The following is a 16,969-nucleotide window of genomic DNA, read 5'->3' on the forward strand; positions in this document are numbered from 1 at the left end:
TTATTCACTGATTGTCGTGGGAGAACGAAGGTCGGGGGCTGGGAAATCGGCAACCATGAGTAGCAAGCAACATCCTGAAGCACTCTCGCCGCCAATGCCGGGCACTTTCGGTTCAGGCTCATGGCCTTAATGATCCGGTTAACCCGAATTCGTGGAGGCAGCAAATGAACACCCGTGGATTGCTCGATCAGTTACTCAAGTCCGGTCAGGATCTGTTGCATAACAAGGCTGGCGGGACGCAGAACAAATCGGCTGCCGGTGGGCTGGGCGGCCTGCTCGGCGGTAATGGTGGGGCTGGCGGGCTCGGCAGCCTGCTTTCGGGCGCCGGCGGCGGTGCTTTGGCGGCCGGGGCCATGGGCCTGTTGCTGGGCAGCAAGAAGGCTCGCAGTGTGGGCGGCAAGGCCCTGACTTATGGCGGCCTCGCCGCGCTGGGGGTCATTGCTTACAAGGCTTACGGAAATTGGCAGGCCCAGCAAGGCACCACGCCGAAGACCGAACCGCAAACCCTCGACCGCGTGCCAGCGGCGCAAGTCGAGCAGCACAGCCAGGCGATTCTCAAGGCGCTGGTGGCGGCGGCCAAAGCCGATGGTCATGTCGATGAACGCGAGCGTGCGTTGATCGAAGGCGAGTTCACCAAGCTCGACAACGATCAGGAACTGCAGCAGTGGCTGCATGCTGAACTCAACAAACCGCTGGACCCGACCGACGTCGCCCGCGCTGCGAGTACGCCGGAAATGGCGGCTGAAATGTACATCGCCAGTGTGATGCTGGTGGACGAAGAGAACTTCATGGAAAAGTCCTACCTCGATGAACTGGCGCGGCAGTTGAAGCTGGAACCGGGGTTGAAGGCCGAGTTGGAGAAGCAGGTGCGGCAGGTTTCGGTGTAAGCGACGCTTTTTAAAAGATCGCAGTCTTCGGCGGCTCCTACGGGATCGCGTTTATCCGTTAGGGACGGGTGTACGTCGTCGGTGGAGCTGCCGAAGGCTGCGATCTTTTTGCGCACTCATTGGCCGGGTTTACGACTGCTGGGCAGCCGAACGGGGGCGAGCCCTCTCGCCACAAAGGTTCGTCAGGAATACCGCGTTTTCGTTCTTCGCGATCAAGCCCGCTCCCACAGGCCCTCGGCTATACTCCCCCGCAATTCTAACCGCACCGAGGACTGACTGTGAAGAACTGGACGTTGCGCCAACGCATTTTGGCGAGCTTTGCGGTGATTATCGCGATCATGCTGTTGATGGTCGTGGTGTCTTTTTCTCGCCTGATCAAGATCGAAGTCAGCGAAGAAAAGGTTCGCACCGACTCGGTTCCGGGGGTGTATTTCAGTTCGATGATGCGCGGTGCCTGGGTCGACAGTTATAACCTGACCCAGCAGATTGTCGGTCTTTCCGGAAATCGCGCACTAACCGCTGCCGACCAGGCCATGTACAAGAGCTTCGAAGAGCGCTTGAACGAGCAAATGGCCTACTACCGCAAGACCATTTTTCAACCGGACGATCAGGCCATTTTCGACGAATTCGAAGTTCGTCATCAGGTCTTCAATCAAGAAATGAGCAACGTCCTCGATCTCTACCAGCGCAAAGAGTACGAGCAAGCGCGCCTTGCTCTGGAGCAAAAGCTGACACCGGCCTGGATCAACGGGCGTAAGCAGTTGAACAGCCTCATCGAGCGCAATCACGATGCAGCTGAAGCAGCCACGCTGGCCATCGGCGAAGCGGTGACCGCCGCCAAAATCAGTATGGGCGTCTCTTTGCTGGTGGCGATCATCGTCGCCGGCCTCTGTGGCCTGCTGCTGATGCGCGCGATCATGGCGCCGATGAATCGCATCGTGGATATCCTCGAAATCATGCGCAGCGGCGATCTCAGCAGCCGTTTGAATCTTGATCGCAAGGACGAGTTCGGCGCGGTGGAAACCGGCTTCAACGACATGATGACCGAGCTCACCTCGCTGGTGTCCCAGGCGCAGCGCTCCTCGGTGCAGGTCACCACCTCGGTTACGGAAATCGCCGCGACGTCCAAGCAACAACAGGCTACCGCCACCGAAACCGCAGCCACCACCACCGAAATCGGTGCGACATCCCGTGAAATTGCCGCCACCTCGCGGGATCTGGTGCGCACCATGACCGAAGTCTCCACCGCCGCCGATCAGGCGTCGGTGCTGGCCGGTTCCGGTCAGCAAGGCCTGGCGCGCATGGAAGACACCATGCACTCGGTGATGGGCGCGGCCGATCTGGTGAACGCCAAACTGGCGATCCTCAACGAGAAGGCCGGCAACATCAATCAGGTGGTGGTGACCATCGTCAAAGTCGCCGACCAGACCAACTTGTTGTCCCTGAATGCCGCGATCGAAGCCGAGAAGGCCGGTGAATATGGTCGCGGGTTTGCCGTGGTCGCCACCGAAGTGCGGCGCCTGGCGGACCAGACCGCGGTGGCCACCTACGACATCGAGCAGATGGTGCGCGAGATTCAGTCGGCGGTGTCGGCCGGGGTCATGGGCATGGACAAGTTTTCTGAAGAAGTGCGCCGTGGCATGTCCGAGGTGCAGTCGGTGGGCGAGCAGCTGTCGCAGATCATCCATCAGGTTCAGGCGCTGGCGCCACGGGTGTTGATGGTCAACGAAGGCATGCAGGCCCAGGCCACCGGCGCCGAGCAGATCAACCACGCGCTGGTGCAGTTGGGCGATGCCAGCAGCCAGACTGTCGAGTCCTTGCGTCAGGCCAGTTTCGCCATCGATGAATTGAGCCAGGTGGCCGTGGGGCTGCGTGGCGGCGTCTCGCGATTCAAAGTCTGATGAGCGAGCTCGCGGTCAAGCGCGGCGCGGTAATGCCGGTAAAACAGTCGTTGTTTCTGGTGTTCCGCATCGGCAACGAGCGTTACGCGTTGCAGGCCATCGAGGTGGCCGAAGTGCTGCCGCAGCTGCCGTTGAAACCGATTCCCCGGGCACCGGACTGGGTGGCGGGGGTGTTTGCCTATCGTGGCGCGGTGGTGCCGGTGATCGACCTCAGCGCCCTGACATTCCGCCAACCGGCCCAGGCCCGCACCAGCACGCGGCTGGTGCTGGTGCACTATCGGCCGGATGAGGCGACGCCTGCGCAATTGCTCGGGTTGATTCTGGAGCAGGCCACCGACACATTGCGCTGCAACCCGGCGGACTTTCAGCCTTATGGCCTGGACAATCGCCAGGCGCCGTACCTGGGGCCGGTGCGCGAAGATGCCCAGGGTTTACTGCAATGGGTGCGGGTTGCCGATTTGCTGGACGAACAGGTCCGCGCCTTGTTATTTCCCTCGCCGCCGCTGGACCTGGCGCAGTTTGAGGAGCAGGGATGAGCAGCGATCAACGGTTTTTCGATTTCCTCAAAGAACGTATCGGCCTTGATGTGGGCTCGGTTGGCCCGGCGATCATCGAACGCGCGGTGCGCCAGCGCTGCACGGCGGCTCGGGCGTTAACGGCTGATGAGTACTGGCACACCTTGCTGGGCTCGCGCGACGAACAACAGGCGCTGATCGAAGCGGTGATCGTCCCCGAGACCTGGTTTTTCCGTTACCCGGAATCCTTCGCCACGCTGGCGAAACTGGCGGTCAAGCGGCTGGCGGCGATCAATAACATGCGCGCCCTGCGGATTCTCAGTCTGCCGTGTTCTACCGGTGAAGAACCGTACTCCATCGCCATGGCATTGCTCGATGCCGGGCTGGCGCCGCACCAGTTCAAGGTCGACGGCATGGATGTCAGCCCGCTGTCAGTGGAGAAGGCCAGGCTCGCGCTGTATGGAAAGAATTCGTTTCGCGGCCAGGACATCGACTTTCGCGAGCGGCATTTCACGGCTGAAAACGACAACTATCGCCTCAGCGGGCGCGTGCTTGAACAGGTGCGCTTGCAGGTCGGCAATCTGCTGGATCCGGCCTTGCTGGCCAACGAGCCACCTTATGACTTCGTGTTCTGCCGCAATTTGCTGATCTATTTCGATCAGCCGACCCAGCAGCAAGTGTTCGAAGTGCTCAAGCGCCTGACCCACGTCGACGGCGTGCTGTTTATCGGCCCGGCGGAGGGCAGTCTGCTGGGGCGTTTCGGCATGCGTTCGATCGGCATTGCGCAGTCGTTTGCGTTCAGTCGTCAAAGTGCGCCGGAACCGCTCGCGACCTTCGCGCCGACGCCGCTGCCGGTGCAACAACCGGTGCGTAGCGTGACACCGCCGCCAGTGCGCAGTCGGCCTTTCGCAACGGTGGTGCCGATGCCTCAGGTCGCCGCCACCCCTTCGGCCACCCCTTCGGACGCTACCCCTTCAGACGCCGCTACGCTGCTGGCGAACATCGCCGCGCTGGCCAATGGAGGCAAAAGCGCGGAGGCCCGCGCCGCGTGCGACAGTTTTTTGCGCAGTCACGAGCCGGTGGCGCAGGTGTTCTATTGGCTGGGGCTGCTCAGCGATGTCGCCGGCAGCGCTCTCGAGGCCCAGGGCTTTTATCGCAAGGCGTTGTACCTCGAGCCGCAACACCCCGACGCGCTGATGCACCTGGCCGCCTTGCTGCAATCCCAGGGCGACACGGCGGGAGCCCGACGATTACAGGCCCGCGCCGCCCGCAGCGAGCGCGCCGCAGACAGTGAGCGTAAACGATGAACGCCGCCGATACCTTGAGTGTCACCCATGAAGATGCCCAGGCCATCGACGACTGCTGGAACCGCATCGGTATCCACGGCGACAAGTCCTGCCCATTGCTGAGCGAGCACATTCATTGTCGCAATTGCGCGGTGTATTCGGCTGCCGCCACACGTTTGCTCGATCGCTATGCCTTGCAGCAGGACGACCGCGAGCAAGTTTCCACGGTGGCCGGCAGCGATGTGAAAACCCGCTCGCTGCTGATGTTTCGCCTCGGCGAAGAATGGTTGGGCCTGGCCACTCGCAGCCTGGTCGAAGTGGCGCCGTTGCAAGCGATTCACTCCTTGCCGCACCAGCGCTCCGGGGCGTTGCTCGGCGTGGCGAATGTGCGCGGTGCCTTGGTAGCGTGCCTGTCGCTGGTGGAGTTGCTGGGGCTCGACGGCACCAGTGGCGTGGCATCCGGCGCGCGGGTGATGCCGCGGATGCTGATCATCGCCGCCAACGGCGGGCCGGTTGTGGTGCCGGTGGATGAGGTGGATGGGATTCACGCCATCGACGAGCGCATTCTCGATGCGGCGTCCCAATCCGGTACCCAGGCCAGCGCCAGATACACCCGTGGCGTCTTGCAATTCAAAGGTCGCAGCCTGCGTTGGCTGGATGAAGAGCAGCTGCTGTCCGCCGTGACCCGGAGCCTCACATGACCCCCGAGCAAATGCGTGACGCCTCTTTGCTGGAACTGTTCAGCCTCGAAGCCGAGGCCCAGACCCTGGTGCTGAGCGCAGGTCTTTTGGCGCTTGAGCGTGATCCGACCCAAGCCGATTACCTTGAGTCGTGCATGCGCGCGGCCCATTCGCTCAAGGGCGCGGCGCGGATTGTCGGCGTCGATGCCGGGGTCAGCGTTGCCCATGTGATGGAAGATTACCTGGTCAGCGCCCAGGAAGGGCGCCTGTACCTGCGGCCCGAACACATCGATGCACTGTTGCAAGGCACCGATCTGCTGATGCGGATTGCGACGCCGGGCAACGCTCCGGCGCCTGCGGATATCGACGCTTACGTCGTCTTGATGGGACGGTTGCTTGATCACATGGCGGCCACTGCCCCCATGACGCCGCCGATGGCAGAGCTTCAGATGGAACCGCCGACGCCCAAGGTTGAGCCGCCCATGCCGGCCGCCGCCGAAGCCTCCCCTGCAGCGCCCGCCGAGCCAGCGCCCACGACTAAACGCACCACCGAAAGTGGCGAACGCGTATTGCGCGTCACGGCCGAGCGCTTGAACAGCCTGCTCGACCTGTCGAGTAAATCCCTGGTGGAAACCCAGCGGCTCAAGCCGCACCTGGCCACCATGCAGCGCCTCAAACGCATGCAAAGCAACGGCCTGCGGGCGCTGGAAAACCTCAACGTCCATCTCAAGGACCATGCCTTGAGTCTCGAAGCCCAGGAAGCCTTGGGCGATGCCCGCCGATTGTTGGCCGAGTCTCAGCAATTGCTGGTGGAAAAAAACGCCGAGCTGGACGAGTTCGCCTGGCACGCCAGCCAGCGTGCGCAGGTGTTGTACGACACGGCGCTGGCCTGTCGCATGCGGCCATTCGCCGACGTGCTGAGCGGACAAGTGCGCATGGTCCGCGACCTCGGCCGCAGCCTGGGCAAACAGGTGCGACTGGAGATCGAGGGCGATAAGACCCAGGTCGACCGCGACGTCCTGGAAAAACTCGAAGCGCCGCTGACGCACCTGCTACGCAATGCGGTCGATCACGGCATCGAAACCCGGGAACAACGACTATTGGCCGGCAAACCGGAAGAAGGCGTGATCCGTTTGCGAGCGTCCCATCAGGCCGGTCTTCTGGTGTTGGAACTCAGCGATGACGGTAATGGTGTTGATCTGGAGAAGCTGCGCCGCAACATCGTCGAGCGGCAGTTATCCCCAGCCGAAACCGCCGCCCAGTTGAGCGAAGAAGAGCTGCTGACGTTCCTGTTTCTGCCGGGTTTCAGCCTGCGCGACGCGGTCACCGAAGTTTCCGGACGCGGCGTCGGGCTGGATGCGGTTCAGCATATGGTTCGCCAATTGCGCGGTGCCGTGGTGCTGGAGCAGACAGCGGGCGAGGGCAGTCGTTTCCATCTCGAAGTGCCGCTGACGCTGTCGGTGGTGCGCAGCCTGGTGGTGGAAGTCGGTGACGAGGCGTATGCCTTCCCGCTAGCGCACATCGAGCGCATGTGCGACCTGGCGCCGGAAGATATCGTGCAGGTCGAAGGCCGGCAGCACTTCTGGTACGAAGGCCGGCATGTCGGGCTGGTCGCCGCCAGTCAGCTGTTGCATCGCCCGGCGAGCCAGAACAACGCGCAAACCCTCAAAGTCGTGGTCATCCGCGAGCGCGAGGCGATCTACGGGGTGGCAGTCGAGCGCTTTATCGGCGAGCGAACGTTGGTGGTACTGCCGCTGGACGAGCGCCTGGGCAAGGTGCAGGACATTTCCGCCGGAGCCTTGCTCGACGACGGCTCGGTGGTGCTGATCGTCGACGTCGAAGACATGCTGCGTTCGGTGGACAAACTGCTCAATACCGGGCGTCTGGAGCGCATTGCCCGGCATGCCAATCAGGCCGTCGAAGCGGCGCGTAAACGGATTCTGGTGGTGGACGACTCGCTGACCGTTCGTGAGTTGCAGCGCAAGCTGCTGCTCAATCGCGGCTATGACGTCGCGGTGGCGGTGGACGGCATGGACGGCTGGAACGCCCTGCGTTCGGAGGACTTCGATCTGCTGATCACCGACATTGACATGCCGCGCATGGATGGCATCGAGCTGGTGTCTTTGGTGCGCCGCGACAACCGTCTGCAATCCCTGCCGGTGATGGTGGTGTCCTACAAGGACCGCGAAGAAGACCGCCGCCGTGGACTGGACGCCGGAGCCGACTATTATCTAGCCAAAGCGAGTTTTCATGATGACGCTTTGCTGGATGCAGTGGTTGAGCTCATTGGAGGCGCGCGGGCATGAAAATCGCTATCGTCAACGACATGCCCATGGCGGTAGAGGCGTTGCGCCGCGCTTTGGCGTTCGAACCGGCGCACGAGGTGGTCTGGGTCGCCGGCAATGGGGCCGAGGCGGTGCAACGTTGCACCGAATACACCCCGGATCTGATCCTGATGGATTTGATCATGCCGTTGATGGACGGTGTGGAAGCGACCCGGCGAATCATGGCCGAGACCCCGTGCGCGATTGTCATTGTCACTGTCGACCGCGAGCAGAACGTGCACCGGGTGTTCGAAGCCATGGGCTACGGCGCGCTGGATGTGGTTGATACCCCGGCTATTGGGGGCGGCAATCCCCAGGAAGCCGCCGCACCGCTGCTGCGCAAGATCATGAACATTGGCTGGCTGATTGGCGAGCAGAGCAATCGGGTACGATCGGCACCGAGCTCGCACCGCCACTCGTCCTCGCGCCAGCATTTGGTGGCCATCGGTTCATCCGCTGGCGGGCCGGCGGCGCTGGAAGTGCTGCTCAAAGGCCTGCCTCGAGATTTTTCGGCGGCCATCGTGCTGGTCCAACATGTGGATCAGGTGTTCGCCGCCGGTATGGCCGAATGGCTTGCCAGCGCCAGTGGCCTGGACGTGCGCCTGGCCCAGGAAGGCGAACCACCGCAAAGCGGCACGGTCCTGCTGGCCGGGACCAACCATCACATTCGCTTGCTGAAAAACGGCACGCTCGCCTACACCGCCGAACCGGTCAATGAGATCTATCGACCTTCGATCGATGTGTTTTTCGAAAGTGTGGCCAGTTACTGGAGTGGTGACGCTGTGGGCGTTCTGCTGACTGGTATGGGGCGCGACGGCGCGCAGGGGCTTAAACTCATGCGCCAACAGGGCTACCTGACCATCGCTCAGGACCAACAAAGCAGTGCGGTGTATGGCATGCCGAAGGCGGCCGCGGCCATTAACGCGGCTGTGGAAGTTCGCCCACTGGACAAGATAGCGCCACGATTGCTGGAAATCTTCTCAAAATGACTATCATTAGCAGCAATCGTGGCCAAGGCAGTACTCAGGTGACCGCACATGAATGAATTACAGCTCGACGACTTCAAAACCGATGAAAACGCCGCCATGGTGTTGTTGGTGGACGATCAGGCGATGATCGGCGAGGCAGTGCGGCGTGGTTTGTCGAACGAAGAAAACATCGACTTCCATTTCTGTGCCGACCCGCACCAGGCGATCGCCCAGGCGATTCGTATCAAGCCGACGGTGATCCTTCAGGATCTGGTCATGCCCGGCCTCGACGGCCTGAGCCTGGTGCGCGAATACCGTAATCACCCGGCGACCAAGGATATTCCGATCATTGTCCTGTCGACCAAGGAAGACCCGCTGATCAAGAGCGCGGCGTTTGCCGCCGGCGCCAATGATTACCTGGTCAAACTGCCGGACAACATCGAACTGGTGGCGCGCATCCGCTATCACTCGCGCTCCTACATGACCCTGCTGCAGCGTGACGCGGCGTACCGCGCGCTGCGGGTCAGCCAGCAACAGTTGCTCGACACCAACCTGGTGCTGCAACGCTTGATGAACTCCGACGGCCTGACCGGGCTGTCGAATCGCCGGCATTTCGACGAATACCTGGAGCTGGAGTGGCGGCGTTCGCTGCGGGACCAGACTCAATTGTCGCTACTGATGATCGATGTCGACTACTTCAAGTCCTTCAACGACAGCTTTGGCCACCTTGAAGGCGATGAGGCCTTGCGCAAAGTCGCCACGGCGATTCGCGACGCCAGCTCCAGACCTTCGGACTTGCCGGCCCGTTACGGCGGCGAGGAGTTCGTCCTGGTCTTGCCCAACACCTCGCCGGGTGGTGCGCGAATGGTCGCGGAAAAACTGCGCCAGACCGTGGCCGGGTTGAAGATCCCGCACATTTTCCCGACCGAGGGTTCAAGCCTGACCATCAGCATCGGCCTGTCGACCATGATTCCGCAGCCGGGCAGTGACTGCCGGCAATTGATCTCGGCGGCGGACAAGGGGTTGTACCTGGCGAAGAACAATGGGCGCAATCAGGTGGGGATCGAGTAGCCCTGTAGCAGCTGCCGAGCCCGCGAGGCTGCGTTCGGCGGCGCAGCCGTCGTAAAATCAGACAACGCGGTCGTTCAGGAAAGCCGCGTACACAGTGTTTGCGAGGACTTCGTCCTCGAACGCAGCCTCGCGAGCTCGGCAGCTGCTACAGGCACCCGCGTTATTCCTGCGTTCAACCCCAAACCATTCGCCGCTAAAGCCGCCGGGCGGGCTGCCGTGACAGCTTGATTACGTTATACTCGCCGGCTTTCAAAAGTTCGCCAACGAGTGCTGCCCGCCATGGAAATCAACCCGATCCTTAACAGTATCAAGGACCTGTCCGAGCGCTCCGAAACTATTCGGGGGTATCTTTGACTACGATCAAAAGCATGAGCGTCTGACTGAAGTCAATCGCGAGCTTGAAGATCCGTCTGTCTGGAACAACCCGTCGTACGCTCAGGAACTGGGCCGCGAGCGGTCGCTGCTGGCTCAGATCGTCGAAACCCTCGACGAAATGCACAGTGGCCTGGCCGATGCCAAAGACCTGCTGCTGATGTCCGCCGAAGAAGAAGACCAGGCCGCCGTCGATGACGTCGCTGCCGAAGTCGAGCGCCTGCGCGAGTCCCTGGAAAAACTCGAATTCCGTCGCATGTTCAGCGGTGAGATGGACGCCAACAACGCCTACCTGGATATCCAGGCCGGTTCCGGCGGCACCGAGGCCCAGGACTGGGCCAACATCCTGCTGCGCATGTACCTGCGCTGGGCGGATAAACGCGGTTTCGACGCGACCATCATGGAGCTGTCGGCCGGTGAAGTCGCCGGTATCAAAGGCGCTACCGTGCACATCAAGGGCGAATACGCCTTTGGCTGGCTGCGTACCGAAATCGGCGTGCACCGTCTGGTGCGCAAGAGCCCGTTCGACTCCGGCAACCGTCGTCACACCTCGTTCTCGGCCGTGTTCGTGTCGCCGGAAATCGATGACAACATCGAAATCGACATCAACCCGTCGGACCTGCGCATCGACACCTACCGCTCCTCCGGTGCCGGTGGTCAGCACGTTAACACCACCGACTCGGCCGTACGGATTACCCACGTACCGACCAACACCGTGGTCAGCTGCCAGAACGAACGTTCCCAGCATGCGAACAAAGACACCGCGATGAAAATGTTGCGGGCGCGCTTGTACGAGCAGGAAGTGCAGAAGCGCAACGCCGCTTCGCAGGCCCTGGAAGACACCAAGTCGGATATCGGCTGGGGTCACCAGATCCGTTCGTACGTGCTCGATGCCTCGCGGATCAAGGATCTGCGTACCAACATAGAACGCAGTGACTGCGACAAGGTGCTCGACGGCGACATCGACGAATACCTGGTGGCCAGCCTGAAACAAGGGCTCTAAGGCCCGCGCTACAGGGTTGTCACCACCCTGTAGGAGCGAGGCTTGCCCGCGAACCCCGGCGAATGCCGGGGGCAACGAACCTGAGATGGAATTTTTAAAGACATGAGCGACCTACAACTCGACCCGCAAGCCCTGCAACAGGAAGAAAACTCCCTGATCGCCCTGCGCAAGGAAAAGCTTGCTGCCGAGCGCGCCAAGGGCAATGCCTTCCCCAACGACTTCCGTCGCGACAATTACTGCGAAGACTTGCAGAAACAGTACGCGGACAAGACCAAGGAAGAGCTGGCAGAGGCTGCAATCCCGGTCAAGGTGGCGGGTCGCATCATGCTCAACCGTGGCTCGTTCATGGTGATTCAGGACATGACCGGTCGCATTCAGGTTTACGTCAACCGTAAAACCCTGTCCGAAGACACCCTGGCCGCGGTGAAAACCTGGGACATGGGCGACATCATTGCCGCCGAAGGCACCCTGGCGCGTTCCGGCAAGGGCGACCTGTACGTTGAAATGACCAGCGTGCGCCTGCTGACCAAATCCCTGCGCCCGCTGCCGGACAAGCACCACGGCCTGACCGACACCGAGCAGCGCTACCGTCAGCGTTACGTCGACCTGATCGTCAACGAAGAGGTGCGCCAGACCTTCCGCGTTCGCTCGCAAGTGATTGCGCACATTCGCAGCTTCCTGATGAAGCGTGACTTCCTGGAAGTGGAAACGCCGATGCTGCAAACCATTCCAGGCGGCGCGGCGGCCAAGCCGTTCGAGACGCATCACAACGCGCTGGACATGGAAATGTTCCTGCGTATCGCGCCTGAGCTGTACCTCAAGCGCTTGGTCGTCGGCGGTTTCGAGAAAGTCTTCGAGATCAACCGCAACTTCCGTAACGAAGGCGTTTCGACCCGTCACAACCCTGAATTCACCATGTTGGAGTTCTACCAGGCTTACGCCGACTACGAAGACAACATGGACCTGACCGAAGAGCTGTTCCGCGAGCTGGCGCAGCTGGTTCTGGGCAGCACCGACGTGCCGTACGGCGACAAGGTGTTCCACTTCGGCGAGCCGTTCGTGCGTCTGTCGGTGTTCGACTCGATCCTCAAGTACAACCCTGAGCTGACCGCTGACGACCTGACTGACATCGACAAGGCTCGCACCATCGCCAAGAAGGCCGGCGCCAAGGTGCTGGGCTTCGAAGGTCTGGGCAAGCTGCAGGTGATGATTTTCGAAGAGCTGGTCGAGCACAAGCTGGAACAGCCGCACTTCATCACCCAGTACCCGTTCGAAGTGTCGCCGCTGGCCCGTCGTAACGACGAGAACCCGAACGTCACCGACCGTTTCGAACTGTTCATCGGTGGCCGTGAAATCGCCAACGCCTACTCCGAGTTGAACGACGCCGAAGACCAGGCCGAGCGTTTCATGGCGCAGGTGGCCGACAAGGACGCCGGCGACGACGAAGCCATGCACTACGACGCCGACTTCGTTCGCGCGCTGGAGTACGGCATGCCGCCAACGGCCGGTGAAGGGATCGGCATCGACCGTCTGGTGATGTTGTTGACCAACTCACCGTCGATCCGCGACGTGATCCTGTTCCCGCACATGCGGCCACAAGCGTAAGTGTTTCAATTAAAAAGCCGCCTATAACAGGCGGCTTTTTATTGCCTGTCTGGTACAAACGTATCAATTGGTTACTTTTGACGTTTAGAGAGGAATACCTGTCGTGAATCGTGCAATGGCTCAAGAAGGTGCAGCGGGTATCGCCACTGCGGTCGCTGAAAGTGTTCAGTACCAGGGCCGCAAGGCCAGCCGACAGGGCAGCGAACAGCGTCGACAGGACATTCTCGACGCTGCGATGCGCATTGTCGTGCGCGATGGCGTGCGGGCCGTGCGGCACCGTGCTGTGGCCGCTGAAGCGGGTGTGCCGCTCTCGGCGACCACTTACTATTTCAAAGACATCGATGACTTGCTCACCGATACCTTCGCCCAATACGTGGAACGCAGCGCGGCGTTCATGGCCCGGTTGTGGGCCAGCAACGAAGGCCTGTTGCGCGAGATGGTTGTCAGCGGCGATGGCACTCCCGAGTCCCGCTCACAGTTGGCGGACGATATCGCCCGGCTGATGGCTGACTATGTTCATCGGCAATTGATCAATCGCCGCGAGCATTTGATGGCCGAGCAAGCCTTCCGCCAGGAAGCCTTGCTCAACCCGCGTCTGGCTTTGTTGGTGCGCTCCCATCAGCAAATTCTCCTGCAGGGCACCTGCCAGCTTTTCGAAGTATTGGGTTCCCGTGAGCCACAACAGGATGCCAAAGTGTTGACGGCGATTATCGGACGGATGGAATATCAGGGCCTGCTCAACGACGCCGAGCCTGTGGCCGAAGAGGAAATGCTCGGCATCCTCAACCGCTACATGCATTTGGTGTTGGCGTCGGTGTAATCCGGTACTCCGATCGCTCCCATGCTCTGCGTGGGAATGCCGCCCGGGACGCTCCGCGTCCCTTACCGACGTGACGCAGAGCGTCACCGGATGCATTCCTACGCAGAGCGTGGGAACGATCAATGTGTAAAAGTCGTCGTGTATCGATAGGGAGTGTTGAATGAAAGCCTGGCGCGTCATTGTGATCGCCTTGTCGATCCTGCTGCTCAGTGGCTGTCTGGTGACCTTCAAGGAGCCGCTGCCCGCCAGCGAGCCCGCGCCCAAAGGGCTGCTCGGCAAATGGACCAGCACCAATGCCTGGGGCGAGCCGATGAACCTGGAACTGACGCGCATCGGCGACAATCGCTATCAGGCGGTCAGCTACTTCAAGGCCAAGCCCCATGAGCGTGAAGCCTATCCCTTTACCGTGTCGCGCCATGGCAATCGCTGGTACTTGTCGGCGAAGGTGCCGGCGCAGTTCGGCGGGAACTTCACCATCACCGGTTTCGAGCTCAACGATAAGCACGAACTGGTGGTCTACAACCTCGACCTCGAGCAGATCAAACAGGCCATGGGCCAAGAAGCCCTCAGTGGCCAAGGCTTCCGGACCGACGACGGCGACGGGGTGTTGATCGACAACAGCCTGGATCAGGTGTTTGCCTACCTCGATGACCCGGCCAATTCCGATGTTTTCGTCGAAGCAGTGCGCTACCAGCGCCTGGCCAAAACCAAATAAACCCAGCACGTAACGGTTTTACTACAGGAGTTTCGGGTGGACGAATACCAGCAGACGATACGCATATTGTCCGATCGCATAGTGCTGGCGCAGACGCCGATTCGCGTTCTGGATGCGGTCAAGTGGGACGACAGCATTCGCAAGGGGTTCTTCAAAGGCAAGGGCAAGGAAATGCCGGCCGTGGACCGCGACTATTACCTCAATCGACCGCTGGCATTTGATTCCAGCAAAGTGAAGCTGGAATTCCAGAACATCGAGCGCGACATCACTCGCCAGCTCGGCCAGTTCAATCCGGTCGGCCAGATCATGCGCCGCATGTGCAAGGAATACCGGATGGTGGTGCGCATGCTCGAAGCGCGCGGCACCGAGGATTTCGGGCTGATTTCCCAGGAATTGTATGGCGCGGCGTCCGATGCGTTCCACGCGGGTGACCCGACCCTGGCCGACCTGGGGCTGATGCTCTCCGATTACCTGAACAACATCGACGGCCGTGGCGACCTCAAGGACGAACCGAAAGTCCTTACCGCCAAGGAAGCCGTCGACCTGCTGCAACATCGGTTGAACAAGGTGTTTGGCGAGAACGAAGAAACCATTAGGGTGTTCGAGTCCGACGGGATCGTCGCCGATGCGGCGGCCGGCGCCGACTACATCAAGATCCGCGCCGACGCGATGTTCAACGACCGTGACGTGCGTGCGCTGGAAGTCCACGAAGGGCTGGTGCATGTGGGCACCACGCTCAACGGCCTGAATCAGCCGATTTGTACCTTCCTGTCCAAAGGCCCGCCGTCGTCTACCGTGACCCAGGAAGGCTTGGCGATCCTGATGGAAATCATCACCTTCGCCTCCTATCCGAGCCGCCTGCGCAAACTGACCAACCGTACCCGCGCCATTCATATGGTGGAGGAGGGCGCGGACTTCTTGCAGATTTACGAATTCTTCTGTGAGCAAGGTTTCGAAATGGCCGAAAGCTACGGCAACGCCAGTCGGGTTTTCCGTGGCTCGGTGCCGACCGGTCTACCGTTTACCAAAGACTTGTCCTACCTCAAGGGCTTTATCATGGTTTACAACTACATTCAGTTGGCCGTGCGTAAAGGCAAGCTGGAGCAGATACCGCTATTGTTTTGCGGCAAGACCACGCTGGAAGACATGCGGACCTTGCGCCAATTGGTGGATGAAGGCTTGGTGGTGCCGCCCAAGTACCTGCCCGACCAATTCCGCGACATGAACGCGCTGTCGGCCTGGATGTGCTTCTCCAACTTCCTCAACCACCTGAGCCTGGACCGGATCGAAGCGGATTATTCCAACATTTTGTGAGCAACGAATCACCTGTGGGAGCGGGCTTGCCCGCGATGGCGGCTTAACATTCAGCATTCATGTTGCCTGTGACATCGCTATCGCGGGCAAGCCCGCTCCCACAGGTCAATTGATTGCCACAGGATACTGTTCCAACCCCATTTTTCGCGAGGCTTCACCGGATGAGAATCCTCGGCATCTTTTGCCTGCTCCTGGCCCTCGGCGGTTGCAGCTCTTTGCTGTTCTACCCCGAGCCCGGCCAGCCGTTCACCCCGGAAAAAGCCAAACTCGAATTCCGCGACGTCACCCTGACCACCGCCGACGGCCTCAAGCTGCATGGCTGGTGGTTGCCGGCGAAAAAAGGTCTCGAGGTCAAAGGCACGGTGTTGCATCTGCACGGCAACGGCGGCAACCTGGCGTGGCATTTGGGGGGGAGCTGGTGGTTGCCGGAGCAGGGCTATCAAGTGTTGCTGGTGGACTATCGCGGGTACGGTTGGTCCGAAGGTAAACCGGCGTTGCCGGCGATCTATCAGGACATCGATGCCGCGTTCAAATGGCTCGACCAGGCCCCGGAGGTCAAGGGCAAGCCGCTGATCCTTCTCGGTCAGAGCCTTGGCGGTTCAATGGCCGTGCATTTCCTGGCCCAGCATCCCGAGCGCCAGCGGCAACTCAAGGCGTTTGTGCTCGATGGCGTGCCTGCCAGTTACCGTGATGTCGGGCGTTTCGCCTTGAGTACGTCGTGGATGACCTGGCCGTTCCAGGTGCCGTTGTCCTGGTTGGTGCCGGACGGCGACAGCGCGATCCATTCCATGAAACAGCTCAACGGCGTACCAAAACTGATCTATCACAGTATTGATGATCAACTGGTGCCCCTTTCCAACGGCATCCGACTGTATCAAGCTGCGCCGCCGCCGCGAGTGCTGCAACTGACCCGGGGCGGTCATGTGCAAACCTTCGCCGACCCGGTCTGGCGAAAGGTCATGCTGCGCTACCTCGAAGACCCGCAGCATTTCGACGGCCTGCGCCGCCTGGGTGAGATCCCCAATTACCCGGCACCCCCGAATTCTGAAGATGAACCACCAGAGAGTCCGCAATGAGTGAAGAACGTAACGCCATCCCGCTGATCATCACCGGTATTTGCAGCATCCTCGGCACCGTTGGCGCCCTGTGGTGGTACGGCTACCTGCACTTCGCCAAACCCGAAGATGCGTTACTGCTCAGCGACTTCACCATGCTCAAGACCGTGCCGGGCGAAGACTATAAAGTCTCCCTGCAACCGGCCCCGCAAGTGGCCCAGTGCATCGATGGCGTGCTGGTGCTGTTCGACACCGAACAGAAAGGCCTGACCGGCGTGCTGATCAACAACAAGAAAAAGGCCGTGCGCTGCATGGGCGAGGAAACGCCGCAAAAACTCGAACAGTAACCCGGTCGTACACAAGTACTGCGTTCACCGAAGATCCAATGTGGGAGCGGGGGGGGGGGGGGGGGGGGGGGGGGGGGGGGGGGGGGGGGGGGGGGGGGGGGGGGGG

At 60.9% G+C, this 16,969-nt stretch carries 15 protein-coding genes; all 15 read left to right on the forward strand.

The genetic code is table 11. The annotated features are described in order from the left end of the window. Positions 1 to 164 precede the first annotated feature (164 nt). The gene (locus AC1RQB_RS24740; protein WP_063342609.1) at positions 165 to 887 is read left to right on the forward strand and encodes a tellurite resistance TerB family protein; all 723 of its coding nucleotides are present in this window, start codon (positions 165 to 167) and stop codon (positions 885 to 887) included. A 278-nt stretch (positions 888 to 1,165) separates the two neighbouring features. Further along, positions 1,166 to 2,788 (forward strand): methyl-accepting chemotaxis protein, encoded by a 1,623-nt coding sequence (locus AC1RQB_RS24745; RefSeq protein WP_063342610.1) that lies wholly within the window; start codon positions 1,166 to 1,168, stop codon positions 2,786 to 2,788. Then, the gene (locus AC1RQB_RS24750) at positions 2,788 to 3,324 is read left to right on the forward strand and encodes a chemotaxis protein CheW (RefSeq protein WP_063342611.1); all 537 of its coding nucleotides are present in this window, start codon (positions 2,788 to 2,790) and stop codon (positions 3,322 to 3,324) included. Before AC1RQB_RS24745 ends, AC1RQB_RS24750 begins: the two co-directional genes overlap by 1 nt. After that, positions 3,321 to 4,610 carry a CheR family methyltransferase gene (locus AC1RQB_RS24755; protein WP_063342612.1) on the forward strand — a complete coding sequence of 430 codons (1,290 nt, stop codon included), beginning with the start codon at positions 3,321 to 3,323 and terminating at the stop codon, positions 4,608 to 4,610. Before AC1RQB_RS24750 ends, AC1RQB_RS24755 begins: the two co-directional genes overlap by 4 nt. Further along, positions 4,607 to 5,290 (forward strand): chemotaxis protein CheW, encoded by a 684-nt coding sequence (locus AC1RQB_RS24760; protein WP_063342613.1) that lies wholly within the window; start codon positions 4,607 to 4,609, stop codon positions 5,288 to 5,290. Before AC1RQB_RS24755 ends, AC1RQB_RS24760 begins: the two co-directional genes overlap by 4 nt. Next, positions 5,287 to 7,575, forward strand: a complete 2,289-nt coding sequence (locus AC1RQB_RS24765) for a hybrid sensor histidine kinase/response regulator (RefSeq protein WP_063342614.1) — start codon at positions 5,287 to 5,289, stop codon at positions 7,573 to 7,575. The genes AC1RQB_RS24760 and AC1RQB_RS24765 overlap by 4 nt, the downstream gene beginning before the upstream one ends. Further along, positions 7,572 to 8,582, forward strand: a complete 1,011-nt coding sequence (locus AC1RQB_RS24770; protein ID WP_063342615.1) for a chemotaxis response regulator protein-glutamate methylesterase — start codon at positions 7,572 to 7,574, stop codon at positions 8,580 to 8,582. Before AC1RQB_RS24765 ends, AC1RQB_RS24770 begins: the two co-directional genes overlap by 4 nt. 48 nt (positions 8,583 to 8,630) lie before the next feature. Continuing rightward, positions 8,631 to 9,632, forward strand: a complete 1,002-nt coding sequence (locus tag AC1RQB_RS24775) for a response regulator (protein ID WP_008070399.1) — start codon at positions 8,631 to 8,633, stop codon at positions 9,630 to 9,632. Positions 9,633 to 9,911: 279 nt separating this feature from the next. Continuing rightward, a protein-coding gene (prfB, locus tag AC1RQB_RS24780; RefSeq protein ID WP_095920368.1) for a peptide chain release factor 2 occupies positions 9,912 to 11,007 on the forward strand; the annotation gives its coding sequence in 2 pieces (ribosomal slippage) (positions 9,912 to 9,983 and positions 9,985 to 11,007; 1,095 coding nt in all). 102 nt (positions 11,008 to 11,109) lie between these two features. Beyond that, the gene (gene lysS / locus AC1RQB_RS24785; RefSeq protein ID WP_063342616.1) at positions 11,110 to 12,612 is read left to right on the forward strand and encodes a lysine--tRNA ligase; all 1,503 of its coding nucleotides are present in this window, start codon (positions 11,110 to 11,112) and stop codon (positions 12,610 to 12,612) included. Positions 12,613 to 12,715: 103 nt separating this feature from the next. After that, on the forward strand, positions 12,716 to 13,432 hold the full coding sequence (locus AC1RQB_RS24790) for a TetR/AcrR family transcriptional regulator (protein WP_008070397.1): 717 nt from the start codon (positions 12,716 to 12,718) through the stop codon (positions 13,430 to 13,432). 160 nt (positions 13,433 to 13,592) lie between these two features. After that, entirely contained in the window at positions 13,593 to 14,147 is a 555-nt protein-coding gene (locus AC1RQB_RS24795) for a hypothetical protein (RefSeq protein ID WP_063342617.1), read from the forward strand. 36 nt (positions 14,148 to 14,183) lie between these two features. Next, on the forward strand, positions 14,184 to 15,461 hold the full coding sequence (locus AC1RQB_RS24800) for a flavohemoglobin expression-modulating QEGLA motif protein (RefSeq protein WP_008070393.1): 1,278 nt from the start codon (positions 14,184 to 14,186) through the stop codon (positions 15,459 to 15,461). A 161-nt stretch (positions 15,462 to 15,622) separates the two neighbouring features. Beyond that, a complete protein-coding gene (locus AC1RQB_RS24805; protein ID WP_008070391.1) occupies positions 15,623 to 16,537 on the forward strand; it encodes an alpha/beta hydrolase in 915 nt (304 codons plus the stop codon). Further along, positions 16,534 to 16,863, forward strand: coding sequence for a PA3694 family proteiin (locus AC1RQB_RS24810; protein ID WP_008070390.1), 330 nt, complete (start codon positions 16,534 to 16,536; stop codon positions 16,861 to 16,863). The genes AC1RQB_RS24805 and AC1RQB_RS24810 overlap by 4 nt, the downstream gene beginning before the upstream one ends. Positions 16,864 to 16,969: the final 106 nt, after the last annotated feature.

It is taken from the genome of Pseudomonas sp. GW822-FHT02E03, assembly GCF_058802325.1.

Coding starts and splice junctions, on each gene's coding strand:
- AC1RQB_RS24795 (WP_063342617.1), top strand. CDS start 13,593: ATGAAAGCCTGGCGCGTCATTGTGATCGCCTTGTCGATCCTGCTGCTC.
- AC1RQB_RS24740 (WP_063342609.1), top strand. CDS start 165: ATGAACACCCGTGGATTGCTCGATCAGTTACTCAAGTCCGGTCAGGAT.
- AC1RQB_RS24770 (WP_063342615.1), top strand. CDS start 7,572: ATGAAAATCGCTATCGTCAACGACATGCCCATGGCGGTAGAGGCGTTG.
- AC1RQB_RS24775 (WP_008070399.1), top strand. CDS start 8,631: ATGAATGAATTACAGCTCGACGACTTCAAAACCGATGAAAACGCCGCC.
- AC1RQB_RS24755 (WP_063342612.1), top strand. CDS start 3,321: ATGAGCAGCGATCAACGGTTTTTCGATTTCCTCAAAGAACGTATCGGC.
- AC1RQB_RS24750 (WP_063342611.1), top strand. CDS start 2,788: ATGAGCGAGCTCGCGGTCAAGCGCGGCGCGGTAATGCCGGTAAAACAG.
- AC1RQB_RS24760 (WP_063342613.1), top strand. CDS start 4,607: ATGAACGCCGCCGATACCTTGAGTGTCACCCATGAAGATGCCCAGGCC.
- AC1RQB_RS24765 (WP_063342614.1), top strand. CDS start 5,287: ATGACCCCCGAGCAAATGCGTGACGCCTCTTTGCTGGAACTGTTCAGC.
- AC1RQB_RS24805 (WP_008070391.1), top strand. CDS start 15,623: ATGAGAATCCTCGGCATCTTTTGCCTGCTCCTGGCCCTCGGCGGTTGC.
- lysS (WP_063342616.1), top strand. CDS start 11,110: ATGAGCGACCTACAACTCGACCCGCAAGCCCTGCAACAGGAAGAAAAC.
- AC1RQB_RS24810 (WP_008070390.1), top strand. CDS start 16,534: ATGAGTGAAGAACGTAACGCCATCCCGCTGATCATCACCGGTATTTGC.